At 54.3% G+C, this 25,215-nt stretch carries 24 protein-coding genes, 2 tRNA genes and 1 pseudogene; 13 read left to right on the plus strand and 14 right to left on the minus strand.

Features of this window, described 5'->3' with window-relative positions; all coding sequences use genetic code 11:
* Positions 1-128: pseudogene (locus C3708_RS00005) on the minus strand (IS481 family transposase); the annotation flags it as partial.
* Between the two features lie 161 nt (positions 129-289).
* A complete protein-coding gene (locus C3708_RS00010) occupies positions 290-430 on the minus strand; it encodes a hypothetical protein (protein ID WP_103949095.1) in 141 nt (46 codons plus the stop codon).
* A 126-nt stretch (positions 431-556) separates the two neighbouring features.
* On the opposite strand from C3708_RS00010, the gene C3708_RS00015 reads away from it, so the two are divergent.
* Together C3708_RS00015 and C3708_RS00020 are read left to right on the plus strand one after the other, a co-directional pair.
* Positions 557-1,339, plus strand: coding sequence for an MBL fold metallo-hydrolase (locus tag C3708_RS00015; RefSeq protein ID WP_103949094.1), 783 nt, complete (start codon positions 557-559; stop codon positions 1,337-1,339).
* Positions 1,340-1,411: 72 nt separating this feature from the next.
* Positions 1,412-2,047, plus strand: coding sequence for a carbonic anhydrase (locus C3708_RS00020; RefSeq protein ID WP_095281775.1), 636 nt, complete (start codon positions 1,412-1,414; stop codon positions 2,045-2,047).
* A gap of 41 nt (positions 2,048-2,088) precedes the next feature.
* Here the strand turns inward: C3708_RS00020 and C3708_RS00025 are convergent, their stop codons facing one another.
* The 6 genes from C3708_RS00025 to C3708_RS00050 form a co-directional block, all read right to left on the minus strand.
* Positions 2,089-3,258, minus strand: a complete 1,170-nt coding sequence (locus C3708_RS00025) for a cupin (RefSeq protein ID WP_103949093.1) — start codon at positions 3,256-3,258, stop codon at positions 2,089-2,091.
* Positions 3,259-3,269: 11 nt separating this feature from the next.
* On the minus strand, positions 3,270-4,061 hold the full coding sequence (locus tag C3708_RS00030; protein ID WP_103949092.1) for an HpcH/HpaI aldolase/citrate lyase family protein: 792 nt from the start codon (positions 4,059-4,061) through the stop codon (positions 3,270-3,272).
* The gene (locus C3708_RS00035) at positions 4,051-4,773 is read right to left on the minus strand and encodes an alpha/beta fold hydrolase (protein WP_233210381.1); all 723 of its coding nucleotides are present in this window, start codon (positions 4,771-4,773) and stop codon (positions 4,051-4,053) included. The genes C3708_RS00030 and C3708_RS00035 overlap by 11 nt, the downstream gene beginning before the upstream one ends.
* An 8-nt stretch (positions 4,774-4,781) precedes the next feature.
* Positions 4,782-5,546: an SDR family NAD(P)-dependent oxidoreductase gene (locus C3708_RS00040; protein ID WP_103949091.1), complete on the minus strand. Its 765-nt coding sequence runs from the start codon at positions 5,544-5,546 to the stop codon at positions 4,782-4,784.
* 3 nt (positions 5,547-5,549) lie between these two features.
* The gene (hisD, locus tag C3708_RS00045; RefSeq protein WP_103949090.1) at positions 5,550-6,872 is read right to left on the minus strand and encodes a histidinol dehydrogenase; all 1,323 of its coding nucleotides are present in this window, start codon (positions 6,870-6,872) and stop codon (positions 5,550-5,552) included.
* 74 nt (positions 6,873-6,946) lie between these two features.
* A complete protein-coding gene (locus C3708_RS00050) occupies positions 6,947-8,182 on the minus strand; it encodes an MFS transporter (RefSeq protein WP_103949089.1) in 1,236 nt (411 codons plus the stop codon).
* Positions 8,183-8,497: 315 nt separating this feature from the next.
* Here C3708_RS00050 and C3708_RS00055 point away from each other — a divergent pair, with 315 nt between their 5' ends.
* The 4 genes from C3708_RS00055 (at position 8,498) to hisD (C3708_RS00070) (ending at position 13,100) form a co-directional block, all read left to right on the plus strand.
* Positions 8,498-9,568, plus strand: coding sequence for a LacI family DNA-binding transcriptional regulator (locus C3708_RS00055; protein ID WP_103949088.1), 1,071 nt, complete (start codon positions 8,498-8,500; stop codon positions 9,566-9,568).
* Positions 9,565-10,536 carry a nuclear transport factor 2 family protein gene (locus C3708_RS00060; RefSeq protein ID WP_103949087.1) on the plus strand — a complete coding sequence of 324 codons (972 nt, stop codon included), beginning with the start codon at positions 9,565-9,567 and terminating at the stop codon, positions 10,534-10,536. The genes C3708_RS00055 and C3708_RS00060 overlap by 4 nt, the downstream gene beginning before the upstream one ends.
* A gap of 111 nt (positions 10,537-10,647) precedes the next feature.
* On the plus strand, positions 10,648-11,790 hold the full coding sequence (locus C3708_RS00065) for an ester cyclase (RefSeq protein ID WP_103946424.1): 1,143 nt from the start codon (positions 10,648-10,650) through the stop codon (positions 11,788-11,790).
* Positions 11,790-13,100: a histidinol dehydrogenase gene (hisD, locus tag C3708_RS00070; protein ID WP_165790671.1), complete on the plus strand. Its 1,311-nt coding sequence runs from the start codon at positions 11,790-11,792 to the stop codon at positions 13,098-13,100. Before C3708_RS00065 ends, hisD (C3708_RS00070) begins: the two co-directional genes overlap by 1 nt.
* A gap of 180 nt (positions 13,101-13,280) precedes the next feature.
* Here the strand turns inward: hisD (C3708_RS00070) and C3708_RS00075 are convergent, their stop codons facing one another.
* Genes C3708_RS00075 through C3708_RS00085 form a run of 3 tightly spaced genes read right to left on the minus strand, consistent with a single transcriptional unit; the run spans position 13,281 to position 16,293 of the window.
* Complete coding sequence (locus C3708_RS00075) at positions 13,281-14,891, minus strand: FAD-NAD(P)-binding protein (RefSeq protein WP_103949086.1); 1,611 nt, start codon at positions 14,889-14,891, stop codon at positions 13,281-13,283.
* Between the two features lie 37 nt (positions 14,892-14,928).
* The gene (locus C3708_RS00080; RefSeq protein ID WP_103946420.1) at positions 14,929-15,573 is read right to left on the minus strand and encodes a winged helix-turn-helix transcriptional regulator; all 645 of its coding nucleotides are present in this window, start codon (positions 15,571-15,573) and stop codon (positions 14,929-14,931) included.
* 57 nt (positions 15,574-15,630) lie between these two features.
* Positions 15,631-16,293: a helix-turn-helix domain-containing protein gene (locus C3708_RS00085; protein ID WP_095281786.1), complete on the minus strand. Its 663-nt coding sequence runs from the start codon at positions 16,291-16,293 to the stop codon at positions 15,631-15,633.
* 491 nt (positions 16,294-16,784) lie between these two features.
* Here C3708_RS00085 and C3708_RS00090 point away from each other — a divergent pair, with 491 nt between their 5' ends.
* The 7 genes from C3708_RS00090 to C3708_RS00120 all read left to right on the plus strand — a co-directional run bounded on the left by C3708_RS00090 (position 16,785) and on the right by C3708_RS00120 (position 23,377).
* Positions 16,785-17,318 carry a fimbrial protein gene (locus C3708_RS00090; protein ID WP_095281787.1) on the plus strand — a complete coding sequence of 178 codons (534 nt, stop codon included), beginning with the start codon at positions 16,785-16,787 and terminating at the stop codon, positions 17,316-17,318.
* Between the two features lie 64 nt (positions 17,319-17,382).
* Positions 17,383-18,060, plus strand: a complete 678-nt coding sequence (locus C3708_RS00095) for a molecular chaperone (protein WP_095281788.1) — start codon at positions 17,383-17,385, stop codon at positions 18,058-18,060.
* Positions 18,061-18,094: 34 nt separating this feature from the next.
* On the plus strand, positions 18,095-20,629 hold the full coding sequence (locus tag C3708_RS00100) for a fimbria/pilus outer membrane usher protein (protein WP_370446849.1): 2,535 nt from the start codon (positions 18,095-18,097) through the stop codon (positions 20,627-20,629).
* 8 nt (positions 20,630-20,637) lie between these two features.
* Positions 20,638-21,603 carry a fimbrial protein gene (locus C3708_RS00105; RefSeq protein ID WP_103946419.1) on the plus strand — a complete coding sequence of 322 codons (966 nt, stop codon included), beginning with the start codon at positions 20,638-20,640 and terminating at the stop codon, positions 21,601-21,603.
* Between the two features lie 16 nt (positions 21,604-21,619).
* Positions 21,620-22,144, plus strand: a complete 525-nt coding sequence (locus C3708_RS00110) for a fimbrial protein (RefSeq protein ID WP_103949085.1) — start codon at positions 21,620-21,622, stop codon at positions 22,142-22,144.
* A gap of 37 nt (positions 22,145-22,181) precedes the next feature.
* Entirely contained in the window at positions 22,182-22,691 is a 510-nt protein-coding gene (locus tag C3708_RS00115; protein WP_103949084.1) for a fimbrial protein, read from the plus strand.
* 74 nt (positions 22,692-22,765) lie between these two features.
* Positions 22,766-23,377: a LuxR C-terminal-related transcriptional regulator gene (locus C3708_RS00120; protein WP_103949083.1), complete on the plus strand. Its 612-nt coding sequence runs from the start codon at positions 22,766-22,768 to the stop codon at positions 23,375-23,377.
* Between the two features lie 92 nt (positions 23,378-23,469).
* Here C3708_RS00120 and C3708_RS00125 read toward each other — a convergent pair.
* From C3708_RS00125 to mdtK, 3 genes are all read right to left on the minus strand, one after another.
* Positions 23,470-23,546, minus strand: a tRNA-Val gene (locus tag C3708_RS00125).
* A gap of 18 nt (positions 23,547-23,564) precedes the next feature.
* Positions 23,565-23,641, minus strand: a tRNA-Val gene (locus C3708_RS00130).
* Positions 23,642-23,794: 153 nt separating this feature from the next.
* Positions 23,795-25,168 carry an MdtK family multidrug efflux MATE transporter gene (gene mdtK / locus C3708_RS00135; protein ID WP_103949082.1) on the minus strand — a complete coding sequence of 458 codons (1,374 nt, stop codon included), beginning with the start codon at positions 25,166-25,168 and terminating at the stop codon, positions 23,795-23,797.
* Positions 25,169-25,215: the final 47 nt, after the last annotated feature.

Consider the following 25,215-nt stretch of genomic DNA (forward strand, 5'->3'; position numbering starts at 1 on the left):
GTAGCGGGCGAAATGCCGTAGTGACGGCAAAGAGAACGGATGTTCGCCCCGTCTTGCGAGGCGAACAGAACAAACTCGGTACGTAATGACATGGTATCTCTCGCATCCCAGGGCATAAGCGACTCCAAAAACGGGTTCGTATGCCTTAGTTGTAAGTGTCTACCATGTCCCCGAACAAGTGTTCATGATGTCCCCGGACCGTACACCCATAGGGAGAGGGTGCAAAAACTAAAAACGGCAACTTGCGTTGCCGTTTTGCGTTTACCTTGCCGCCACCCGGCAAATAAACTCAAATCTTACACGCATCACCGCAATCATCGTCGGCAACCACTGCCTGCGCTTTTTTATCCGCATCTTCAAGACGTTCCGCATTGCGCTCTTGCGCTTCTTCCAGTCCGTTAAACACCAGATTCTCGAGATCAATTTCCATCATGCACCTGCTTAGTTCAGTTTTGCTGTTGGCAGATTATAGGATAAAAAAGTCAGGGAAAGTACCTCACCGCACGTAACGCCAATCCCTGCCATACTCATTCTCGAACGGATAAGAGGAGGGAAAATGATCACACTCTGCAAAACCTGCGGGACATCCTATGACACCGCGCCTGCACGCTGCGCGATTTGCGAAGACGAGCGCCAGTATGTTCCCGTCAACGGGCAACAGTGGGTTGATTTTGAGACCGTTACACGAAGCCACACCAACAAATGGCAGCAGCTTGAGCCTGGTCTGTTAAGCCTCAAAACCGTACCCAAATTTGCCATCAACCAGCGTGCATTATTGCTGACCACGCCGCACGGCAACGTGCTGTGGGATTGCATCGCCACGCTCGACCCGGCCACGTTAACGCTGATTAAGGCGCTGGGCGGAATCCACGCTATCGCCATTTCCCATCCGCATTATTACACCACCATGCAGGACTGGGCGGCGGCATTTGACGCCCCGGTCTATCTCCACGCCAGCGATCGGGAGTGGGTGATGCGCGACAGTTCGGCGCTGCATTTCTGGGACGGTGATGCTCTGGATATTTTGCCCGGCGTCCGGCTGCTGCGTCTGGGCGGGCACTTTGCCGGTGGCACGGTACTGCACTGGACTAACGACAGCGGGGTTCTGCTGGCCGGGGATATTTTGCAGGTCACGCCCGGCGCGGATCGCGTGTCGTTTATGTGGAGTTATCCGAATATGCTCCCGCTGCCTGGAGCCACGGTAGAGGCGATCACCGACCGTCTGAACGCGGTGGCTTTCGAACGGTTGTACGGCGCATTCGAAGGCCAAAACATCACTGAGAATGCTCATGAAATCGTCATGCAATCAGGGCGGAAATATATTTCTTGTATGAAGTAAAGCGCGGTGGGTAAACTCAGGAAGCGTGATCTTGATCATGCCTAAACTAAAACAGATAAAAGAGACATTGCTATGCAACATATCATTGAAGGTTTTCTCAGCTTTCAAAAAGAGATTTTCCCGCAACGTAAAGAACTCTTCCGCAGTTTAGCGTCCAGCCAGAATCCCAAAGCGCTTTTCATCTCTTGCTCAGACAGTCGTCTGGTCCCAGAACTGGTGACGCAGCAGGAACCGGGACAGCTCTTTGTCATTCGTAATGCTGGCAACATCGTGCCGCCGTTCGGTCCTGAACCGGGCGGTGTCTCTGCGACGATCGAGTACGCGGTGGTGGCGCTGGGCGTGACTGATATCGTGATTTGCGGTCACTCTAACTGTGGTGCGATGAAAGCGATTGCCGACAACGCCAACCTCGATCCGATGCCTGCGGTCTCCCACTGGTTGCGTTATTCCGACGCCGCCAAAGCGGTGGTTGAGAACAAAACCTGGGATACGCCGACCGACAAAGTGAACGCGATGGTGCAGGAAAACGTCTTTGCTCAGCTGAGCAACATCAAAACCCATCCATCCGTAGCGGTGGGCCTGCGCAATAATGCCATCCGCCTGCACGGCTGGGTGTATGACATCGAAAGCGGCGCAATTCTGGCGCTCGATAAAGACAGCAAAACCTTTATCTCCCTGTCTGATAATCCGCAGGTTTACTTCGAGTAAACCCGCGTCAGGGCGGGAATTTTCCCGCCCTGAAACGCTCATTATCCCGGCATGACTTCCCGCTTCAGACCCGCCTTACGCGCCGTTACCGGCAGCAAATCCGCCGCCGCGACGTACCCATCCGGGTCAAGACAGCGGTTTAATTCCCGCGCTTTCGCCAGAATTTCTTCGTCCCAGTAAACGCGTTTACGCTGATCGCCTTGCGTGGTGAGGATACATTCCACGTCGCCGTCGACCGCGCGATATTTTCGCCAGCTATTGCCCGGAACGGAAATCACCGAGCGCTCAGGTGCAATCACGCTGACTTCCTCGCCCGCCTGATTCCACGTCACCTCCAGCGCGCCTTTAAACACCATGATCACCTGCACGTCCGGGCACAAATGACGCCCGACCACATGCTCTGGCGCAAGGCGCAGCCATTCCACGGAGAACCCGTGCGGATTCACAATCGCTGGCGCGGCGTGGCGATCCTGCGAAATGCCGTAGCCAATCACCGGCGCAATTTCGCCACCGTGACCCGGCAGCACTGAATCCAGCAGACCGTCAGCTGACCAGCGGCGTTCGTCCCCGGTCACCGCACGCTGGCGCATCTCTGCAACAGAATAGTGGCGCAGGGCGGCGATCTCTTCCGGCGGCAGCGGGGCTAACAGCTGTGACGCGTCCGGCAGCGTATCGCCCGCGTTGACGTCGAGCAGCATATTGTCTTTGCTCAGATACAGCCCGTATTCGCTGGCCGCCGCCAGAATCGACGGATGCCAGATGATCCCCCCGGTGTTATTTCCGCCGAGCACCGTATACACCATGCCGCAGGTCTCTTCTTTACTGACGTTGGTGAAGCCACGGAAAATCCACGTCGGAATCGACAGAATGGCGGGCGCGCTGAACTCGGCTTCGTTTTCGCCGTTCGCCCCCCAGCGAAAACGCCACGTGCCTTCGTGAATCAAAAACACCTCCGCCGTGAAGTGCAGATGCAGGTTATTGGTCACGCCTTTCGGCATCGCCGCCGCGCCAATGTTAAAGCCGTGTGGTTCAGGAATGTTCACCACCTGCGCCGATGACTGCGTCACGCCAGGCCCGATAAACGAGTAGTTCTGCTTCAGATGCGAGCCAGGCAGCTTGCAGTCAATGAACGCCAGATTGCAGGACACCATATCGTCCGGTGTGATAACGCGGGTTTTGGCCTGCGCCGGGGTAATCGATTGTACTTTCATGTGTTCTCCTGTTAATAACCGGATGCACCCGTGGTCGGGGCGGATGTGCCGCGTGCCTGCGCGATGGCAACGCGTGCGGCACGGCCAAGCTGCATGACGTCGTTGGCGGGGGTGACAAACTGAAAACCTTGTTCGATGCGCAGTCGCGCCGCATCGCCGGAGGTGCAAAATATCCCCGCCAGTTTTTGCCTCTCGCGGCAGCGGCTGACCACCCGCTCAACGGCAGCGAGCATGTCAGGATGCTGAGATTCCGCGATGGCGCTGCCGGTAAGGGTGAGCGACAGATCGTTCGGGCCGATAAACACCCCGTCCAGCCCGTCGGTTGCCAGAATGGCGTCGAGATTCGCCAGCCCTTCGCGGGTTTCAATCATCGCCAGGGTCAGGATCGCCTGATTCGCGTGCTGCGGATAATCCGCACCGCCGTACAGCAAACCGCGTGCCGGGCCAAAGGAACGCACGCCGTACGGTGGATAGCGGCAGGCGGCGACAAAGTGCGCGGCCTGTTCGGCAGTCGAGATCATCGGGCAGATAATCCCGTACGCTCCGGCGTCGAGCATGCGCATGATCTGCGCCGGGTCGTTGTGCTGAACACGCACCAGCGGCACCGCCGGGGTGGCGGAGAGTGCTTGCAGCATCGTCAGGGCGCTGGCGAAATCGATCATCCCGTGCTGCAAATCCACGGTCACTGCGTCATACCCCTGATGGCCGACAATTTCCGCGCTGTAGCTCGACGGGATCGCCAGCCAGCCGTTGATGATTGGCGTGTTTTCCTGAATCAACTCTTTGAGTTTATTACGTCGCATTAAGAGACTCCTGAATCCACTGGCGCAGCGGCGGGGCGATTTCGTCGGGCGCTTCGAGCACCGCGAAATGTCCAGCGGTGTGCACAGTTATCCGTCGTGAGCGAACCGCACTTGCCGCGGCCAGTTGATGATGATGGGGCGTGCAGATCGGATCGTGCGCGCCGTTGATGATAATGATTGGGCATGAGAGCGCGGCCAGTGCCACGCGGTTATCCTGACGGGTGATGGCGATTTCCGTTTGACTGGCAAAGGTATCGGGGCCGCTCTCTTCTGCCATCTGGCAGATAATTTCCCTGAGCGCCGGATCACCCAGGCGCTCGGGTGCAACATACTTATGCCACAAATTTGCAGAGAGCCACTCCGCCAGCCCCTGTTCATGCGCCGTACTAACCGCTTCGCGCCGGGAAGACGCATTTTCCGGCGCATCGGCGAGCGGATTCACCGAGATTAGCGCCAGTCCGGCCAGCCGCTCGGGGGCGTCGGCGGCCATTTGGAGCGCCACGATGGCCCCGAGAGAAAACCCGGCCAGCAGAAAACGCGGCGGCAAGTTTTGCAGCAGACGCCGTGCGGCCTGTGGTGCGGAATCTGAACCCGTCAGGCTGATACACATCACGCTGGAAAGCGCTAATTGTTCAACCAGCGGCTGCCACAGCCGGGCAGTGCAGAGCGTGCCGCCAATCAGCACCAGCGGCAGTTCGGTATTATCGAGCATGACTTACCTCAGGTTGCCGTCCAGCCGCCGTCGACCAGCAGGGCGGTGCCGGTGATCATCGCCGCCGCGTCGGAGGCCAAAAACACGACCGGCCCCATCACATCTTCGACGCGTCCGAGCCGCCGCAGCTTGATGTTCTCCAGCACGTAGCGGCGAAAATCGGGGTTATCCAGCGATTGTCGCGACAGCTCGGTTTCGATAAAGGTCGGGCAGATCGTATTGACCCGAATCCCCGCATCGCCCAGCTCCAGCGCCATCGTTTTGCTCAATCCCTCCAGCGCAAATTTTGATGCACAATAGACGCTGCGATTCGGGCCGCCGACGTGGCCCATTTGGGATGACACATGAATAATGGAACCGGCAATCCCTTCGTCGCGCATCCGCTGCGCCACCCGCTGGCTGATAAAGAAGGTGGCCCGCAGATTCAGCGTCATTACGGCGTCAAAATTATCTTCGCTCACCGTCAAGAAAGGCTCATGGCGGGCCAGTCCGGCGCTGTTCACCAGAATGTCAAAAGCGGGCAACTGCCCCAGCGCCGACTCGACGCTGGCGCTGTCCGTGATATCCAGCGCCAGCGGATGCAGCGTCAAACCGCTTTCGCCCGCCAGCGCGGCGGCGTGTTCCAGCGTGAGGGGATCGCGCGCGGCAATCCACACCTGAGCGCCCGCCTGAGCGAGGGCCACGGCGCTGGCAAATCCCAGTCCTTTGGAGCCACCGGTCACCAGCGCCCGTTTTCCTCTTAGAGCAAAAGAGGGCGTTTGCGGAAGCGTCATGAATTACACCTTTTCCCGCACGGGCGCAGGCGTGGCGTAGGGCACGTCGGTATTCCCGTAGCGACGTACGCGAATGTTGGCCTGCTCCGCATGTCCGGCAAATCCTTCCAGCAGTGATAAACGCGAGCAGTAGCTACCGATTTCGGCGGTCGCTTCGTCGCTGAGGACTTTTTGCCAGGTGCAGGTTTTCATAAATTTGCCGACCCACAGGCCGCCCGTGTAACGCGCTGCTTTTTGCGTGGGAAGGGTGTGATTGGTGCCGATCACTTTGTCGCCATAGGCCACATTGGTGCGCGGGCCGAGGAACAGGGCGCCAAAGTTGGTGAGATTTTCGAGGAACCAGTCGTCGCGGTCGGTCATCACCTGCACGTGCTCGGAGGCAATGCTGTCCGCTTCAGCCAACATTTCGTCGTAGCTGTCGCAGACAATAATTTCGCCGTAATCTTTCCAGGACTGGCGGGCCACGTCGGCGGTTGGCAGTTTCTCCAGCAGGCGCTCGATTTCTGTCAGCGTTTCTTTTGCCAGTTTTAGCGAGTTGGTCAGCAGAATGGCAGGCGTGGTGACGCCGTGTTCCGCCTGACCCAGCAGATCGGTGGCGCAGATTTCCGCATCGACGGTGTCGTCGGCAATCACCAGCGTTTCCGTCGGACCGGCGAACAGATCAATGCCGACGCGGCCAAATAGCTGGCGCTTGGCTTCGGCCACATAGGCGTTGCCCGGCCCGACCAGCATATCAACAGGGGCCAGGGTGTCGGTGCCGAGCGCCATCGCGCCAATCGCCTGAATCCCGCCGAGGGCGAAGATCTCCGTCGCGCCCGCCATTTTCTGCGCGGCGACGATCGCCGGAGCCGGTTCGCCGCCAAACGGTGGGGCGCAGCTGATGATGCGCGAACAGCCCGCGACGTTGGCGGTGATAATCGACATATGCGCCGAGGCCAGCAGCGGATATTTCCCGCCCGGCACATAGCAGCCAACGGCGTTTATCGGGATATTTTTATGGCCGAGGATCACGCCGGGGCGGGTTTCAATTTCCAGGTCACGCAGGCAGGCTTTTTGCGCACGGGCAAAATTAAACACCTGCTCCTGGGCAAACTCGATATCGTGAATATCCTGACGGCTGAGCCTTTTCATGCAGCTGTTTATTTCTGCTTCCGACAGGCGATAATCACGGCGGTCGTAATTGTCGAAATTAATTGATAATTCGCGAATCGCTTTATTCCCGCGTTTTTCAATATCCATCAGAATCAGCTCTACGGTTTCGCGTATTTGCCGCTGCGCTTCCTGACGTTCCTGCACCGGTTTACTGGATTTAAGTTGATAAGCCACGATGTTCTCCTTTCATATTTGAAATGACAGATACCCTCCCGGCGAACCGGGATAAATAGTAATAAGCGGTTAATTTATTCTCGCGCGGAGGCGAGGGAACGGTTTGCCGATATTTCTGCTGGCTGACTGGCTTTACGTGAATGAACCCAGCGCACCGAAAGCGGGGTGGCGATAGCGGCAATAATCGAAAGCCCCGCAATAAACAGATACCCGGATGAGAGATTAATATGCTGCATCATCACGCCCATGATCACTGGCCCGGCAAACATACCGCATGAATAAATGGTCTGGAATAATCCCATGCGGGTGGACTGTTCATCTGAAGAGGTGTTGACCACGCTCAGCGACATAAATGCCGCGAAAGCCATACCAAATGAGAAACCGGCCAGCGCCTGTAACAGATAGATGAGATACAGATTGCTGGTAAACGGAATGCCAAACGAGGAAACCACCTGCAGCAGAATGCCCAGCACCGCGGTTTTGACCAGCCCAAGCCGCTGATAAAACACCGAGCTGCACAGGGCAATCGCCAGAGCGTAGAAGATCAGGTGAATGTTACTCAGCAGGGTCAGAATGCCAGCCCGCGCGCCCAGCTGTTCAGCGTAGATAGGTGTGAGCGTGTCGCGGGTGGCGAACGGCACCAGAATCACGATGGTCGCCAGAATGCCAATCAGCCAGACGGAGCGGTCGGCCAGCTGGAGTTTCGCGCCTGCAATACAGGCTTTCAGAGACGGAGCCTTAACCGGATCGTGAACGTCGCGGATGCGGGTGGTCAGGAACAGGGCCAGCAGGGCGGACACACAGGAGACGAAAAATGCGATGTTGTTCGCAAAATAGTGAATCAACACGCCGCCGATGCAGTTGCCAAGAAACACCCCGATAGGGCCTGCCAGCGCCAGCAGAGCGACCGCTGCCGGGGCTTCTTTGCGATCAAAATAACGGATAAACAGAATGTTATACAGCACCCAGGTAGCCGCGGTGACGCCATCGGCGGCTTTGGCGAGATACAGGGTGATGGCGTTTGGCTCCAGCCAGGCAATCGGCCAGGCGACAATCGGCAGCACCAGCGCTATCTGGATAAAAATTTTGCGGCTCTTCACCACATCAGAAATGATCCCCAGCGGGAAGCGAATCATCAGCGTCGCCAGACCGCTGGCGCCCATGATGATGCCCATCACCTGCGGTTCAATGCCCTGATTGATCATCATCGGCGCAAGAAACGCATCAATGCTGTGAATACAGATGTAAAACAATACGCTGATGATAAAAAACAGCCGGGCTTCCGGGCGGCGTAATAGTGCTCGAAACATGGTTGTGAACCTCTTAATAATTAATGGGTTATAACCAATCAAGTACAACGTTTACCGGTTCATTCCCTCTGGTGACGACCCAATTCGCCCGGTACAATTGACGGTGTGCATACGTATTCAAAAATTGAAGTTACGAAAAGGTTTCAATTTTGTAAAGGTACAAGATCACCATTGTGAAAAAAATAATTTAGCCGGTTGCATACGCATGCAAAGATGGTGTAAGACTAAAAAGCACTCACTTTCCAGGCGCTCCTGACGGGGCGATTGTGATACAAAACCTGAATGTGGCAGTGACAGGATAAGGAACCCAGGGTAATGAAGCGTAAGACTTTTGCGGCGGTGACCAGCCAGCAGGTGGCACAGTTAGCAGGTGTATCTCAGTCAGCGGTATCGCGGACTTTCACGCCGGGGGCGAGTATTTCGCCCGCCACGCGTGAAAAAGTGCTCAAGGCGGCACGCGAGCTGGGCTATCGGCCAAATGCGATTGCCCGGTCGCTCAACACCGCCCGGTCACGCATCATCGGCGTGGTGATCTCTTATTTCGATAATCAGTTTTACCCGCAGGTGCTGGAAGCGTTGGCGCAAAAACTGGATACCCTCAACTATCACTTGCTGTTGTTTGTCGGTGACAGGGACGGCAACGTGGACCGGATTTTTGACCAGATCATGCAGTACCGCGTGGATGGCATTGTGCTGGCGTCGGTCACGCTGTCGCTGGATCTCTCGCAGGAGTGTCTGGCCGCCGGCATTCCGGTGGTGCTGTTCAATCGCAGCGAAGAGAGCGGTATGGCGTCGAGCGTCAACAGCAATAACGAAGCCGCTGCGCGCCAGATCGCAGAATTTTTGCTGGCCGGGGAACATAAGCGCTTCGCCTATGTCGGCGGCGTGGCGGACTCGTCGGTGAATATCGCCCGTCAGCGCGGGTATCTTGAGACGCTCGCGGAACACGGCGTCACAGACGTACAGGTGGTGAATGGCAACTATGACGCGCAGCAAACCACGCGCGCGGCGTATTCTCTGTTCACTAACGCACCCGCACCGGACGCCATTTTTGTCGCCAACGACCATATGGCGGTGGCGGTGATGGACGTGGCGCGTTACGAATTTGGTCTGCGGGTGCCGGAAGACGTGTCGATCATTGGTTACGACGATATCGGCCCGTCGGGCTGGCCGTCTTATGCCTTAACGTCGGCCTCCCAACCGGTGGAGGCGATGGTGACGGCAACGGTAGAGTTACTGATGAAGCAAATCGACAGCGGCAACATCGAGCCAGAACAAATTACGCTGCCCGGTATGCTGGTGGTGCGCCACTCGGCGCGGCGTCCGCGCACCGGTGTTATCGAAAAAGACGGTTTATCTCTGTTCCAGCCTCAGGAGGTCAAATGAGCAGATTGCCGGGGTTCAGCCCCCAGTTCGACTCCATTCAGCAATTTATTTTGACTCTCACCCACGTGGTGTGGGAGCAAAAGGACATCGGCCAGTTGGCTGACTTTTACGCCACGCCAGTGGTGTTTATCACCCCGGAAAAACAGCTCACTGAACTGTCGCAATTTATGCGCCTGACGCTGGAGGCGATGCACAGTTTTCCGCAACGCTCGGTGCTGACGGAAGATATTCTTTGCAGCCACACTCCGGGTGAAGAGTATTACGCCGCCCAGCGTACGATGGCCTCGATTCGCCACCAGGGGGAAGGGTTCTTCGGGGCGCCGACCGGGAACAATGTTTGGGTGCGCACCTGGGCTGACCGAATCTGCGCTGACGGCGCGGTTCGCCAGGAATGGTTGCTTCAGGATCGGGCGGCGATAGTGTCGCAGCTGGGATTGGATGTGCGCGAGTTTGCCCGCAATCTTGCCGCCACCCAGCAGCAGCTTGGCATCCAGCCAGAAGCGGCGGAAACCCTTGACGCGCGCTGGTCGGGCGGGCCAGAAGGTGATGATATCGATGGGCCGCTGGCGGGCGTGGTTGAGCGCTATATGACGATGTGGGCTGGCGGCAATGGCGGAACGGTGCCGGGGTTGTATCATCCCGCCGCCACGCTATACGCTCCGGGGCATCACGTCGCCACCGGCGAGCAGGAGATCGGTGCCTGGCTTTCCGGCTATCGCGCCTCGTTTGCGGACAGCGAAACCCAGCTCCACCATCTGATCGTGCGCAAAGACGTGAATGAACCGGTGCGCATTTCCCTGCGCTGGTCGCTGCTCACCTGGCATGACGGTTACGGTAAATTTGGTGCGCCGACCCGTAAACCGGTTTCAATTACCGGTATTACTCAGCTGGAATTACGCGATGGTTTAATTATTCGTGAATATTTAGGTATTGATGAATTAGCTATCTGGTCTCAGGTAGTGAATTAATAAAGGGGAGGTACGCCTCCCGTCACATTTTTATTAACGCTGTGAACGTTCATTTCTCCATCCATTCCGGGTGCGGGAACTTATTGTCTGAAAATAGATGCAGGAGGTCACATGTCTTCAACTGAAGCAACAAATAAAGCTCCAGCCGTACCCGAGAAAAACAGCTCAAAACCTACGCGAGACGAACCGGTATTACAGGTCGAACGTCGCGACTTTATTGATTTAGTGCCGGAAAAACGCCCGCGCGCCCAATCATTAAGAGGCTTCGACGACTGTTATACAGACATTGTCGATTATATCGTTCGCTGTACCCATAAAATTTGGGATGAGCGCGATGTGGGATTAATTTATACCCATTACACCCACAACTGTGTTTTATATAATGCGCTGGGAACGCTGTATAACCGCGAACAGGTGGTGCAGGATACGCTCCAGCGCTTAATTGCTTTCCCGGAACGTCGCGGCATGGCGACCCAGGTTATCTGGAACGGTAATGACGTCGATGGTTTTTACACTTCCCATCTGGTGACCGGCAGCGGACGTCACACCCAGTTCAGTCATCTTGGCAAGCCGACCAATCGCACCTTCGTTACCCGTACCGTCGCCGACTGCATGATCCACGAGAACAAAATTTATCGTGAGTGGGTGGTGAGCGACAATATGTCGATGATGAAACAGTTGGGCCTGGACACCGATGAAGTCGCCTTTAACATGGCGAAAGAGCAGTTTGATAAAGGCTTCCGCGTCACCGATATCGGCGAGAATGGCCGGATGCTTGGCCAGTATCCGCCGGATGTGGCCTGCGATGTCTCTATCGCCCATACCGACACCGAAGAGCAGCTCCTGCGCTGGCTGCATGAGATTTATAACCGCCGGATGTTGGGCAAAATCAAAGAGATTTACGCCCCGAATGTGCAGTGGCATGGCCCATTAATGAAAGAGCTGTACGGCACGGCGGCGGTGACGCACCAGACGCTGGCGCTGATTGGCATGATACCGGATGGCGCGTGGCTCCCGCAGCATATCTGCTCCAATCCGTGCGACGAGGGCGGCGTCAAAGTGGCGGTGCGCTGGATTATCGAAGGCCATCATCTGGGCTACGGCGAGCTGGGGAAACCGACCGGTGAACGCCTGTTCGTGATGGGGATGTCTCATTACCACATTATCAACGGCAAAATCGTCGACGAGTGGGTGGTGTATGACCATCTGGCGCTGCTGGCGCAGATCAAACTCGGCCAGATGGAGGACGCGTAATGTCAGCTCAGTCTATTACCGAACAGGTGCGCTGGATCAAGCGTCCTCAGGGTCAGGACGCCCAGGCCGATCGCTCATTGACGGATAAAGTGAGCGCGATTATTGAGCGCGTGAAAGGTGAGGGTGACAGCGCGCTCAGGGCTTTTTCACAGCAGTTCGACAAAGTGGTACCCGAGCAATTTGAAGTAACGGCGCAGGAGATTGAAACCGCACTTAGGGAACTCGATCCGCAAACCCGTCGCGACAGCGAATTTGCCATTGCCCAGGTGCGCCGTTTTGCCCAGGCACAGCTGGCGACCATGCAGCCGCTGGAAATCGAAACCCTGCCGGGCGTACATCTCGGGCATCGTATTATTCCGGTGCAAACCGTGGGATGTTACGTCCCTGGCGGGCGCTATCCGATCCTTTCTGCGCCGGTGATGTCGATTGTTCCGGCGACGGTGGCGGGCTGTGAGCAGATTATTGCCTGTCTGCCGCCGGGTGCACATCCGGCGATGATTGCGGTGTGCCATCTGGCGGGCGCACATCGAATTTTCAAAATTGGCGGTGCGCAGGCGATCGCGGCGATGGCCTGGGGGACCGAAAGCGTTCCGGCGGTGGACAAAATTGTCGGGCCGGGCAATGCCTTCGTCAATGAAGCCAAGCGCCAGGTGTTTGGCAAAGTGGGCATTGACGCCCTGGCCGGGCCGAGCGAAATCTTCACCGTGGCCGACGACAGCGCCGATCCGCGCATTCTGGCGGCAGATTTACTGGCGCAGGCCGAGCATGACGTTCATACCCGCGTCGGGCTGGCGACCACCAGCCAGGCGATTGCTGAAGGTACGCAGAGGGAGATCCAGCGTCAGTTAAGCTCGTTGCCAACGGCGGAAACAGCAGGTGAGGCGTGGCGTCGGCAGGGTGAAATCGTGGTGTGTGACACAGAAGAGCAGCTGATTGCCTTCGCGGATCACATGGCGACGGAGCATCTGCAGGTACATACCCGCGATCCGCACGGCACGGCGGCGAAGATCCGCAACTACGGTTCGCTGTTTATTGGTCAGAACGCCAGCGTGGTGTTCTCGGATAAATGCTGCGGGACCAACCACACCTTGCCGACAATGGCAGCGGCGCGTTACACCGGCGGACTGTGGGTGGGAGCGTATGTGAAAGTCTGTACTCATCAATGGATCGATGACAAAGGGATTGCGGCGATTGCGGAACCGGCGATTCGCCAGAGCCGCACCGAGGGTATGCAGGGACACCGCCGTGCGGCGGAGATTCGTTTGCGGCCTAATGAGGTGGATGCGATTACGTCGGGGATGAGAGACTAAGTTTTGTAGGCTGGGGGCTGTTTCCTCTCACCCTAACCCTCTCCCACAGGAAGAGGGGACTGTCCGGAGGGAGAGGGGACTGTTCGGAGGGAGAGGAGACTGTTCGGAGGGAGAGGAAACTTGACCACCCTCTCCCTGTGGGAGAGGGCCGGGGTGAGGGCATCAGGCCGCACTTGTTTGTCACTCTTCCAAAAACGGCAACCGACGACGTGCGCGCGACGCGCGTTGCGTTATCGCTTTCGCCATCGCATCACCGATTTCTGCGCACACGGTCAGCCCCTGAACGAAGGGCTGATCGTGCATCAGATAGGGCAACGCGCCGAAGGCGATGCGCCCACGCACGCTGTCGGGCGCAAGCAGTGTGTAATCTTCGCTGACGTCCGGGATCTCATCCCCGTTTTCCTGTAACTGATGGCGCAGGGTCGGGAACGGCAGGTCTTTCGTTTTCAGCGGTTTTTGTCCTCTGGCATCAATAAACAGATCAAATTCAACCTTTTTACCGTCGAAGACAATCACCGTCCGGTTCTCCTGCACGTCCATTTCATACTCTGCCCCCAGCGCCAGGACGCTAATAATCCCCGCTTCGCGCAGCGCCAGCAGACGGCGAATCGACTGAGAAGGAATGGCCGCGTAGTTGTCGATGAAAATACGGGAAAGCCCGCCGTCGAAGCGCTTTCGATCCTTGTCGGTCAGATGCGGAACAATTTCCTGCACCACTTCATGCATTCGCAGAATGGTGTAGCGCCACGGCACCGTGCGTTTGTCGCGCTTGTTGCGCTCGACTTCATCGAGATTGGTTTGCGCCCAGCTGAAGGGATCATGTTTGTGGCGTTCGGCGAAGTAGGCGTCATGGAAACTGTCGGCGTCCAGCGCTGTTAAGGCGATGGAGGCGCTCCACTGCGGGTCAGCGAGCTCAAGTTCCTCAGCCATCATGCTGAAAACGCTATCCAGCAGGCCGTCCGACCCGGCGGCAATCTCTTTTTCGATCGCCTGTTCCGTTACGATGCTTAAAGGTTCATAAGGCAGTGGGCAGTAAAAATCCGCTTCCGGCAGAATGCCCGAGCGGGACATCAGCACCATGTTGAGCGCTTCGCTACCTTCGTCGAGCCTGAATTCAACGGGCTGGTTTTCCGGCTCGATAAAGTCACCGTGCTGAATGGCGACCGCCATTGCCGCGTCCAGTCCGCTTAAGGAGGTGCCCATAATCCCGACGCGACAGGCGTCGATTTTGGCTTCCATCAGCCCTGACCACGGGCTTGGGAAGTATGAACGGGTCGACTCGTCGTCGTCCGGCCAGACGTGCCCGGTAGCTATCACGGTGAGATCGTAAATTGTGGGTTCCGCACGGTTCTTCGCCCAGACGCTGACGCCTTCGGGCGTAGACTCCAGATCTGTGACCTGGCAGGATTCCTGCACGTTGACGTCAAAACCGCGCTGTTTTGCCTGATCGATCAGCTGCAAAAACTGGTCGCGATAATACTCGCCTAACAAAATGCGCGGCAGGAACTGACGGTCGTGAAGCGAGGATTTCTCCACGCCGTAGCGGGCCAGATGCGCGCTGCTTTGGGTGCGCAGCCAGTCGAGGTAAGTGGAAAAGAGTGGGGGAATTTCGATACTGGCAATATTCGCCAGCATCATCCGCGAGTTGTCTTCATCGCTGTAGGGCATTCCTACGCCAGCCTCTTCGGCCTGCTCGTAGATATCGATGCTAAATGGCGTCTTATTTTTTAGCAGCGAGAAAAGGGTGTAAATCCCCGTAGGTCCGGCGCCGATAATCGCAATTCTTTTCATTCATCGTTCCCTTATCCGATTCCTTAGGATGCTGACGCTAATATTTGGCCGGGAGCTTATTCACTTTAATCAATCTGCCCTCGTTCATTTCAACATATCCCCCCGTTTTCAGCTCTGCCAGTATTTTTAAGATCCCGCTGCGGGATAAATTTGTTTTTGCACGGATATATTTTTCAACAGTAGTGCTGGCGCGAAATTCTTCGGTTTCGGTCATCAGTTCCAGCAGTTGATAACGAATAATCTCATATGCCGAAGGCGCGGTGTTCTGCAGGGTGTGGTAATAGAGTTTACCCAGAACACCATTAATATGGCCCACTAGCGTTTCCATCAGGTCATTTTGCCGAATAATCTCATACGCTTGTTCCAGATCCAGGGTGGCTATCTGGCAAAGCTCGCGCGATTCAATCCAGGATTCGCGAAAAGTGGAAAATTGCACATCGGCCAGACCCACAATAGCGGGCGCGTAGATGTGGGTAACGACCATTCCGTCGGGGCCTCGGTGAAATTCCGTCGTGCCTTCAAGCTGGATGTAACAGACGGCAACATCATTCACACAAAGGGGGAACTTTTGTCCGGGTGGATACGTGGCGAGGGTGGCATGAGGAAGCAGCGCACCGATTAATGTTTCGGCCAGAGGTGTCGCGCGATTCATAGGAAAAGCAGGTTTGTCGTTGTTGCTCATAAAGCGCGTCCTGTCTTCAATGCCGGATTACCCGTACATCAGAGAGTATACACGCTGTTAATATTTCAATGGCAGATGCCGAATCTCAATCAGAATGCCCTTATCCATAATGATGTAACCGCCGGTGCGTAGCTCGGACAAAATGCGCATCGTTCCGCTTCGCGACAGATAGCTCCTGTCGATGATGTAGTTTGCTGCGGTGATGTGCAGGCGAATATTGTCCGGTTCGCCGATTAATTCCATCAACTGGAAACGAATGATGTCATAGGCCGACATTTGGGTAATCGCCATGCAATGGTCGTATACCCGCCCCGTGGTATATATCACCAGATGCGAAAGACTCTCCCAAAGATCGTCTTTGGCAATAATTTCATTGGCGAGTGCCAGCGGCACCTGGCCCACGCAGCATTCGTCGAGGGTACGGATGTACATATGCTCTTCGTTTGAGAGCTGGTTACTGATTCCGAAAACAAACGGGGTTGATTCAGAATTCAAAACCATTCCGTCGCCGCGACGGTGCAGGGCGACACTGCCTTTATAAAGCAGGAAGCAGTAGCGAATATTTTCTTCTGTGTAACGAATAACGGCACCTTTGGGATACATCACTTCTGTCGAGAAAGGCTGGAGATGTAGCAAGATCCTTTCTATGTGGTTCAAGGGCTTATGCGTTGAAAATGTATAGCCGCTGGCAAGCCCATCGAGAGACATACGCGTATTCATATTTAATTACACCTGCGAGGATGATTCATTGAGACCATTAATTATTGCTACTGCAAACATTTTTAAAAGTAGTTAATACGGTCTAAGTGTAGACCGAGAAAATGCTTGAAAAGAGGAAGGGAGTTGTGAGTTGTCAATAACTTTAGTGTGGTCAATCAATTATTGATCGCGGAAGGGCCTTAAAACACAGAATTTTCGCAGGTTAGTTTATAGTCTACAGATAGACCCAGAAAAAAATTGAGTAACCTAATATGTTTCTATAAATTACTGCTCAGCAAAACAACGTCAGGCAGTACGAATATATCGATAATGTATTATCGATATGCGCACCGCAATATTTAATAGCCACTTCAGTGGCAATAAAGATGATGATAGTTGTTTGTGCTTTACATTGAAGTAGGAAAAAGCTAACCGCAATAAAGTAATTCAAATTAATTTGAATGGTTTTCTATTCCGGTGAGCAATTAATACTATATTTTAAGGAATTTATGATGAAAAAGAATCTGATCGTTGCTGCTTTTGCTGTTACTGCTGCTGTGTCTATGTCTAACGTGTTTGCTGCTGCTGGCACCGTGAACTTCACCGGTGAAATTCTGGAGAACGCCTGTAACGTTGATGTGGCTTCTCAGAACCAGACCGTTGACCTGGGCCGCTACAACAAAACTGAATTCAACAATCTGGCAGGGAGTAAAACTGCGGCTAAAGATTTCAACATCGTGCTGAAAAACTGCCCGGCCAGCGTCTCTGCGGCAAAAGTACGTTTTGACGGTACGCCAGAAGTCACAGACTCTACGTTACTGGCCATCGACAGCACCACCGCTGGTGCGGCAACCGGCGTGGCTATCCACCTGATGTCAGCTGATAAAGGTGACTTACCGCTGCACGGTCAAAACAACTACACCTACATGCTGAGCTCAACTCAGGATAACACCCTGAAATTCTACGCACAGTATCAGTCTACTAATGCAACTGTGACTGCAGGTCCAGCAAACGCCGTTGCCAGCTTCTCTGTTGTATACAACTAATTTTCCTTTTTAAGGAAAAGAGTATGAGGTCGTTAATCGGCCTCATTTTTAATTGAGGTATAAAATGAACTTTCTTCGTAAGACTTTTATTGTCGGCGCATTTGTCGCGGCAGGAATTTCTGCAGCCCACGCCGGAGTAATTATTGGCGGCACGCGTGTTATTTATGATGGCAATAAAAAGGAAGCCTCTATTAGCGTTAATAACCCGGATGCCACGCCTTATTTAATTCAGTCCTGGGTCGAAACGCAAAATGGAGGGGCTGAGAAAGCTCCTTTTGTTATTACCCCGCCGCTTTATCGCCTCGATAAAGATCAGCAGAACGTTGAGCGTATTATGCTGACGGGAGCGTTACCTCAGGATAAAGAAAGTCTTTACTGGCTCAATATTAAAGCCATCCCTTCGGCACCGAAAAAAGATAATAGCCTGCAAATTGCCATTAAAACGCGAATTAAGCTGATCTATCGTCCTGCGGGATTAAAAGGCACGTTGCCCGAAGAACTCGCGGAAAAGCTGACCTGGAGTCGGTCTGGCAATCGAGTCAGCGTCAGCAATCCAACGCCCTACGTCATGAACTTCAGTCAGATCAGCGTCAATGGTAAGGAACTGGAAGAGGTGAGCTATGTCATGCCGGGAGCGACCGCTCAGTTTGCGTTACCGAATGGGGTGAGCGGTGGCGCCCTGAAATTCAAAGTGATCAATGACTACGGTGGGCCGGGGAAAGAGCATAACGCCAGTATTTAAAAAATGACCGCAACGTAAGACGGACTTCTGGTTAATGATGATGACAAAACAAAAACAACACTTTAAACCTGCCAGGCTTGCACTTTTTATTGCGGTCGCGCTGGGGACGATAATACACGATGCCGGGGCGCGGGATTTTTTTAACCCTGAACTGCTTGAGGTGGGCAATCCCGGCGCGGGTAAGACCGATCTGTCGATGTTTGAAGCCGGTTCCCAGGCTCCGGGGGTTTATCACGTTGATATTCTTATTGGCGATCAGACGGTGGATACCCAAGACATTGAGTTTGCGTCGGTGAAAGATAAAGACGGCGATTCGGTACTACAACCCTGCCTCAGCCTGGAGCAACTAAAAAGCTGGGGCGTTCGCACCCACCTGTTCCCTAATCTGGCCTCCAGCGGGAAGTGCGTGGATCTGTCTGCGATCCCTCAGGCTACGGCCGATTTTCAGTTCAGTACCCAGCGTCTGGTGATCAGTATTCCGCAGGCGGCGTTGGAACCTCAGGCGCGCGGATATGTGTCGCCTGAACAGTGGGATGAAGGCATCAATGCGGCGATGCTTAATTACAGCCTGAGCGGTGCTAACAACTGGCAGCGTGGCAACAACGGTCGTGCCGACAATGCGCAGTATGCCAACCTGCGTCCTGGTGTGAATATCGGGCCGTGGCGTTTGCGCAATTACACCACCTGGAGTCGTGACACACATGGTCAGGACAAATGGGATACGGTCTATACCTACGCTCAGCGTGATGTGATCCCGCTGAAAGCGCAGTTCACTGCGGGCGATAGCAGTGCGCCAAACGATGTGTTTGACAGTATGCCGTTCCGGGGCGGGCAGTTGGCATCCGACGACGATATGCTCCCGGACTCGCTGAAAGGCTATGCGCCTGTGGTGCGTGGCATTGCACGAACCAACGCGCAGGTCACGATTCGCCAGAATGGGTATCAAATTTATCAGAGCTACGTTTCACCGGGTGCCTTTGAAATTACCGATATGTACCCGACCGGAGGGGCGGGCGATCTGCAGGTCACCGTGAAAGAGGCCGACGGCAGCGAGCAGCACTACACCGTGCCGTTTGCCTCTTTGCCGGTGCTCCAGCGTGAAGGCCGTCTGAAATTTTCCGTCACCGGCGGCCAGTATCGTTCCTATGACAGCAGCGTAGACAAAACGCCGTTTGCCCAGGGCACCGCGATTTATGGTCTGCCGCACGGCTTTACGATTTACGGCGGCGTGCAGGAATCGAGTAAATATCAGTCACTGGCGAGTGGCGTCGGTAAAAACTTGGGTGATTTCGGTGCGCTTTCAGCCGATGTCACCCAGGCCTGGTCAACGCCGCAGGATGGTCTGAAAACCGACGGTCAGTCATGGCGTGCTCGCTACAGCAAAAACGTGCTGGAAACGGGGACTAACTTTGCTATTGCCGGATATCGCTATTCGACCAGTGGCTATTACGGCATGCAGGAAGTGCTGGACACTTATAGCGACACATCCGGGCTGGTCGAGCGACGCCGAAATCGCATGGAGCTGACCATGAGTCAAACTCTTGGACAGGATTTAGGCACCCTGATGCTGAGTACGGTTCGTGAGGATTACTGGAATTCAGGCCGCACGATGGCCTCCTGGAGCCTGGGTTACAATAACGGCTGGCGTGGGATTAACTACGGCCTGACCTATACCTACAGTAAAAACGGATCATCCACCGGGCGCGGCGAACAAACGTATTACGACAAAGATCAGCAGCTGGCACTGACCATCAGTATTCCGCTGGATAAGTTCCTGCCGCAAACCTGGGCTAACTACAGCATGAACGCCAGTAAACAAAGCGGTACCACGCACTCCGTGGGCTTAAGCGGTATGGCGATGGAAAACAACGCGCTGAACTGGAACGTCCAGCAGGGCTACGGCACCAACGACGTGGGCTACACCGGCGCGATGAATGCCGATTATCGTGGCACCTACGGCGAAGCGACAGTTGGATATGGCTACGACAAAAACAGCGATCGCATGAACTATGGCGTACAGGGTGGGATTTTAGCCCACGCCGACGGCGTGACCTTCAGCCAGCCATTGGGTGAAACCAACGTACTCATCAAAGCACCGGGCGCGAAAGGGGTCAGCATTCAGAACCAGACCGGCGCGAAGACTGACTGGCGGGGCTATACCACGGTGAGCAACGTCACTGTTTATCGTAAAAATGATGTGGCGCTGTTAACTGAAACTTTGCCCGAGGACGTCGAACTTGAACTGACCAACCGCACTGTAACTCCGACGCGCGGCGCGGTGGTGCGTGCGAATTATGTAACCAATGTGGGTCTGCGCGCGCTGATCACGTTAATGCAACCTGGTGCTATTCCCGTGCCGTTTGGGGCCATCGTGAATGTGGATGGCCAGAGTGGGCAGGGCTTTATTGTCGGTGAGGGCGGGCAGGTCTATTTAACTGGGTTGAATCCGAAAGGAAGCCTGACCGTTAAATGGGGTAATGACTCAGATAAAGCATGCCGGTCCGAGTATTCCAGTCGTGCTGAAAATAACCATTCTGGTGTCCAGTCGATGAACGTTATTTGTCGTTAGAGGAAATTATGAGAATTTCTAAATTATTATTTCTGATTATATTATCGTGTTTATTCTCTAAGTCTTCACTTGCGATGACCTGCACGTTAGTCAGTTACTGGAATCCCGTCGTCTCTATTGGCGCAATGACCGTTCAGCGTGACGCTCCTGTCGGAACAATTATTGGTACGGTGACATTAACAAATAGTACCCGGTCAGTAAATTGCTCGGACGCGGGAACCATGTCGCGTTATCGCACATTAACTTATTCAGGTGGTGTGCAATCACCTTTGCCGAATATATACAGAACGAATTTAACGGGTGTAGGTATTCAAACGGATCCTTCCGAAGCGTATTTTACAAATCCGGCGCAGCTATTCCAGAGTACCAATAGTGGGGCCGGCATTGTGTTTGCAAATCATCATACGATTATTATTAATGTCATCAAAACGGGTGATATCGTGTCAGGCACGCTGGCGATGGGAGAAATCGCCAACGAACAGTTTGATAATGGGTCTGGGGGGAGAATAACGTCTGAATCCGTCACTATGTCAGGCGGTAATTCTATCACCGTATTGGCATGTGGTCTGAGCACCCAAACGTTAACATTCCCGATTGGTGATGTATTTGCATCAACATTTGGCAGCACGCCAGGAACAATTCCTTCAGGCGCGCAAACAACGCAAAACCTGGGGCTGAACTGTGCCACAGGCGCCAATATAAACGTTACGCTTTCAGGGATTCAAAACCCTGATGTTTCTGATAACAGTGTTCTGGCTTTAACCGGGCAGGGAAGTGCGGGCGTAGCTCAGGGCGTTGGCGTTCAACTTCTTTATAACGGTTCTCCATTACGAATTAATAGCCGAATGGTGATGAAACAATCATCAGGGGGCCAGGAATCTCTTCCGCTGACGGCCCGTTATTATCAGACCAAAACGGCAGTTACAACGGGTTCGGCCAATACGTCGGCCACGTTGAATTTAACGTACCAGTAATCAAAAGGACCGAATAATGAACATCAGGAAACTGATAATAATCGGCTGTACTGCGCTGAGTGCAATAGTGAATGTGTCTGACGTGAAGGCTGCCGACCCGGTGACCATTAGTGTAACGGGGAGAATTATTGCTTCACCTTGTGAGATCAAAAGCGACAGTGTCAATATCAACGTAGATCTTGGTATGAATATCGAGGCTTCATCATTACAGGCACCGGGTTCAGCGACTGGATGGGTTCCCGTAGATGTGAATTTGATTAACTGCCCCTCTGCCACCACAAAAGCCACCATCTTGTTTCAGGGCACGGCGGATAGCCTCAATCCCAATGACATGTATCGAAATACAGGGACGGCGACAAACCTCGCCGTCCAGCTGCAGGGCGTCGGTGGAGAACCTTTTGGGAATGGGAAAAGTTTTACCGGCATTATCGTAGGCAATGCCTATTCGTATCACCTGCGAGCGCGAGCCTGGACCCAAATTGGCAACGTTATGCCTGGCACGATTAGCGCCGTCGTGACCGCCACCTTTACTTATCAATAAAAATGAATGCCCCTGCGGGAGCATCCTGGAGAGACCTATGCGCGTTTTTGTAACCTTCAGCGCAGTGATATTGATGGCAGCAGCGTTTTTTGCTCTTGCGGATACGGAAATAAATCTTCGCGGCAATGTGGTGGCAAGTCCATGTACGGTTGATACCGACACGGTGAATAAACTGGTGGAATTTGCCCCGCTACAGCGGACAGACCTCATCACCGCCGGAACAGGTGGCGCGTGGCAGAACTTCTCTCTGCTGGTCAAAAATTGTCCCGCAGGCACGCGGCAGGTGACGGTGAAATATCTCGGTGCCGCCGATACGCAAGACCCAACGGCGTGGCAAAACACCGGCACTGCCACTCACGTCGCGTTGCGCATGACCAATGCCGATCACTCGGTTATTTACAGTAACGGGAGCGCTCAGCAGATCTCGGTGAACACCAGCACTAACAGCACTGAATTTCCCCTCTCGGCGAAAATATTTACCCCGCAGGGAAATGCAGGGGCTGGAACATTTGCGGCGACGATCAACCTGGAATTTACCTGGCAGTAAGTCTCTTATTATGCCGAATATCAAAATGGTGACGGTTTATTAAGCCGTCGCCTGCATTTCGTTTTTGAGGTTACATGATTAACGTCCTGATTAAAGATGATAATGCGTTTTATGACTGGTCAATACACAACTTTCTGAGCGAGATATTTTCACAGGAATATCAGAAGAGGGTGAAATTAACGCTGGAGTTTACTCATCAGACGGTGCGCCAGGCCGATATGATTATTATGGGGATGTGCCAGGGCGAGCATTTCACCTGTCACCCTGAGCTGCATTCGCGCACCAAAGGGGTGATCGTTGGTTTAATGGATAAAAAACCGGTGAATACCGCACCGTCACCGGAGTGCATTGGGGATATTGTTTATATCGAACGCAGAGCGCCGCTTCGCGTGATACGCGATGGCATAATCCATGTCTGGAAAGGTCATGAGGAAACGCGTTGTAGCAATTGTTATACCTGCCGACATCGGGCGTTGTCTCCCCAGCAAACACGGATTATGGCTGGTTTCTACAGCGGTAAAAATGTGCCGCAAATAGCGCGTGAGCTTAATTTGTCTGAGAAGACGATTTTTTCTCACAAATATCACATGATGGCGAAATTCAATCTCTCCACCGACTATGAATTGCTCCTGCTGCTCGAAAGGTTGTACGAACGTCGGCTTTATCCCCATCTCTTCACAAAGTAACAGGGCATAAGGATATGTCTGTTCAAGGATGAACAAGGGGCATTACGTTGGGCTGGAAAAAGGATTTAAAACTGAAGAGGAGTATCACGAAATGGTGCGTCCGAGTGGACTCGAACCACCGACCCCCACCATGTCAAGGTGGTGCTCTAACCAACTGAGCTACGGACGCACTGTATAGAATTTTTGATGGTGCGTCCGAGTGGACTCGAACCACCGACCCCCACCATGTCAAGGTGGTGCTCTAACCAACTGAGCTACGGACGCATCATGTTGTCTGTGACAACGGGGTCGAATATTAGCGGCAGTGAGGGGATGAGGCAAGAGGGAAAATGCAATTTTCTTCCGTATTTCACGCGATTGCTTCATTCCCGCGCAAAGTGAAGAGAAAGTAGCCGCCCGAAGGCGGCTCGCGGATAATTAACGCGCAGCGCGTTGCAAAATCACGGCTGATGGTTGGCGTTGCAGGAAGCGCATGCGCAGCATCATCAGGACCGCGGCGGAGGTTAAACCGATGATAAAGCCCATCCAGAAACCGGCGGGCCCCATTCGGTCCACCACCAGATCGGTCAGAGCCAGCACGTAGCCGCACGGCAGTCCCAGCACCCAGTAGGCGGTGAAAGTGATAAAGAAGATCGAACGTGTATCTTTATACCCACGCAAAATGCCGCTACCGATAACCTGAATCGAATCAGAAATCTGGTACACCGCTGCCAGCAGCATCAGCTGAGAGGCGAGGATCACCACTTCAGGATTGTCGTTGTAGAGCAGGGCAATCTGCTCACGCAGCAGCACGGTAAAGATGGCGGTGCACGCCGCCATGCACACGCCGACCATCAGGCCAGTACGTGCCGCGGTTTGTGCATCCAGCGTCGAGCCTTGTCCCAGACGATAGCCTACGCGGATGGTTACCGCAGCCGCCAGCGACATTGGCAGAACGAACATCAGCGAGCTGAAGTTCAACGCAATCTGGTGGCCCGCAACGTCGACAATACCCAGCGGCGAGACCAGCAGCGCGACAACCGCGAACAGCGTTACTTCAAAGAACAGTGCCAGTGCGATAGGCAGGCCGAGCTGAACCAGACGTTTCATCACCGCCATATCCGGCTTGCTAAAGCTTTGCTCGTTGCGAATGTCACGCATCGAGCGCGCTCTTTTGACATACGACAGCATGCTGATGAACATCACCCAGTACACCGCCACCGTCGCCACACCACAGCCCACGCCGCCCAGTTCCGGCATCCCGAAGTGGCCGTAGATAAAGACGTAGTTGACCGGAATATTCACCAGCAGTCCGATAAAGCCAAACACCATGCCGGGTTTGGTTTTTGCCAGCCCTTCACATTGGTTACGCGCCACCTGGAAGAACAGGTAGCCGGGTGCGCCCCACAGCAGCGCACGCAAATAGCCGACGGCTTTATCGGCTAGTGCCGGGTCGATATTGTGCATTGAGCGGATAATGTGGCCTGCATTCCACAGCACAATCATGACGAGAATGGAGACGAATCCGGCAAGCCAAAATCCTTGACGGACCTGATGGGCGATGCGTTCGCGTCGACCTGAACCGTTAAGCTGGGCGATAACTGGCGTTAAGGCCAGCAGCAGACCGTGGCCGAAAAGAATGGCCGGAAGCCAGATGGAGGTCCCAATCGCGACGGCGGCCATATCAGTGGCGCTGTATCCGCCCGCCATGACCGTATCCACAAATCCCATTGCGGTTTGGGCGACCTGCGCGATGATCACCGGTATTGCAAGGGGTAATAACTGACGCGCTTCATTCATGTACTTCTGCACGTGAACACCTTTTAATTTGTTGTTATTTGAGAGACTAAAAAAACCCG

The sequence above is a fragment of the Lelliottia sp. 7254-16 genome (assembly GCF_002922995.1).
GTDB classification, from domain to species: domain Bacteria; phylum Pseudomonadota; class Gammaproteobacteria; order Enterobacterales; family Enterobacteriaceae; genus Enterobacter; species Enterobacter jeotgali.

Coding starts and splice junctions, on each gene's coding strand:
- C3708_RS00050 (WP_103949089.1), bottom strand. CDS start 8,182: ATGTTTCGAGCACTATTACGCCGCCCGGAAGCCCGGCTGTTTTTTATC.
- C3708_RS00100 (WP_370446849.1), top strand. CDS start 18,095: ATGATGATGACAAAACAAAAACAACACTTTAAACCTGCCAGGCTTGCA.
- C3708_RS00060 (WP_103949087.1), top strand. CDS start 9,565: ATGAGCAGATTGCCGGGGTTCAGCCCCCAGTTCGACTCCATTCAGCAA.
- C3708_RS00115 (WP_103949084.1), top strand. CDS start 22,182: ATGCGCGTTTTTGTAACCTTCAGCGCAGTGATATTGATGGCAGCAGCG.
- C3708_RS00075 (WP_103949086.1), bottom strand. CDS start 14,891: ATGAAAAGAATTGCGATTATCGGCGCCGGACCTACGGGGATTTACACC.
- C3708_RS00065 (WP_103946424.1), top strand. CDS start 10,648: ATGTCTTCAACTGAAGCAACAAATAAAGCTCCAGCCGTACCCGAGAAA.
- C3708_RS00085 (WP_095281786.1), bottom strand. CDS start 16,293: ATGAATACGCGTATGTCTCTCGATGGGCTTGCCAGCGGCTATACATTT.
- C3708_RS00040 (WP_103949091.1), bottom strand. CDS start 5,546: ATGACGCTTCCGCAAACGCCCTCTTTTGCTCTAAGAGGAAAACGGGCG.
- C3708_RS00035 (WP_233210381.1), bottom strand. CDS start 4,773: ATGCTCGATAATACCGAACTGCCGCTGGTGCTGATTGGCGGCACGCTC.
- C3708_RS00120 (WP_103949083.1), top strand. CDS start 22,766: ATGATTAACGTCCTGATTAAAGATGATAATGCGTTTTATGACTGGTCA.
- C3708_RS00020 (WP_095281775.1), top strand. CDS start 1,412: ATGCAACATATCATTGAAGGTTTTCTCAGCTTTCAAAAAGAGATTTTC.
- C3708_RS00110 (WP_103949085.1), top strand. CDS start 21,620: ATGAACATCAGGAAACTGATAATAATCGGCTGTACTGCGCTGAGTGCA.
- C3708_RS00025 (WP_103949093.1), bottom strand. CDS start 3,258: ATGAAAGTACAATCGATTACCCCGGCGCAGGCCAAAACCCGCGTTATC.
- C3708_RS00010 (WP_103949095.1), bottom strand. CDS start 430: ATGGAAATTGATCTCGAGAATCTGGTGTTTAACGGACTGGAAGAAGCG.
- C3708_RS00080 (WP_103946420.1), bottom strand. CDS start 15,573: ATGAGCAACAACGACAAACCTGCTTTTCCTATGAATCGCGCGACACCT.
- C3708_RS00030 (WP_103949092.1), bottom strand. CDS start 4,061: ATGCGACGTAATAAACTCAAAGAGTTGATTCAGGAAAACACGCCAATC.
- C3708_RS00090 (WP_095281787.1), top strand. CDS start 16,785: ATGAAAAAGAATCTGATCGTTGCTGCTTTTGCTGTTACTGCTGCTGTG.
- C3708_RS00015 (WP_103949094.1), top strand. CDS start 557: ATGATCACACTCTGCAAAACCTGCGGGACATCCTATGACACCGCGCCT.
- C3708_RS00055 (WP_103949088.1), top strand. CDS start 8,498: ATGAAGCGTAAGACTTTTGCGGCGGTGACCAGCCAGCAGGTGGCACAG.
- hisD (WP_165790671.1), top strand. CDS start 11,790: ATGTCAGCTCAGTCTATTACCGAACAGGTGCGCTGGATCAAGCGTCCT.
- C3708_RS00105 (WP_103946419.1), top strand. CDS start 20,638: ATGAGAATTTCTAAATTATTATTTCTGATTATATTATCGTGTTTATTC.
- C3708_RS00095 (WP_095281788.1), top strand. CDS start 17,383: ATGAACTTTCTTCGTAAGACTTTTATTGTCGGCGCATTTGTCGCGGCA.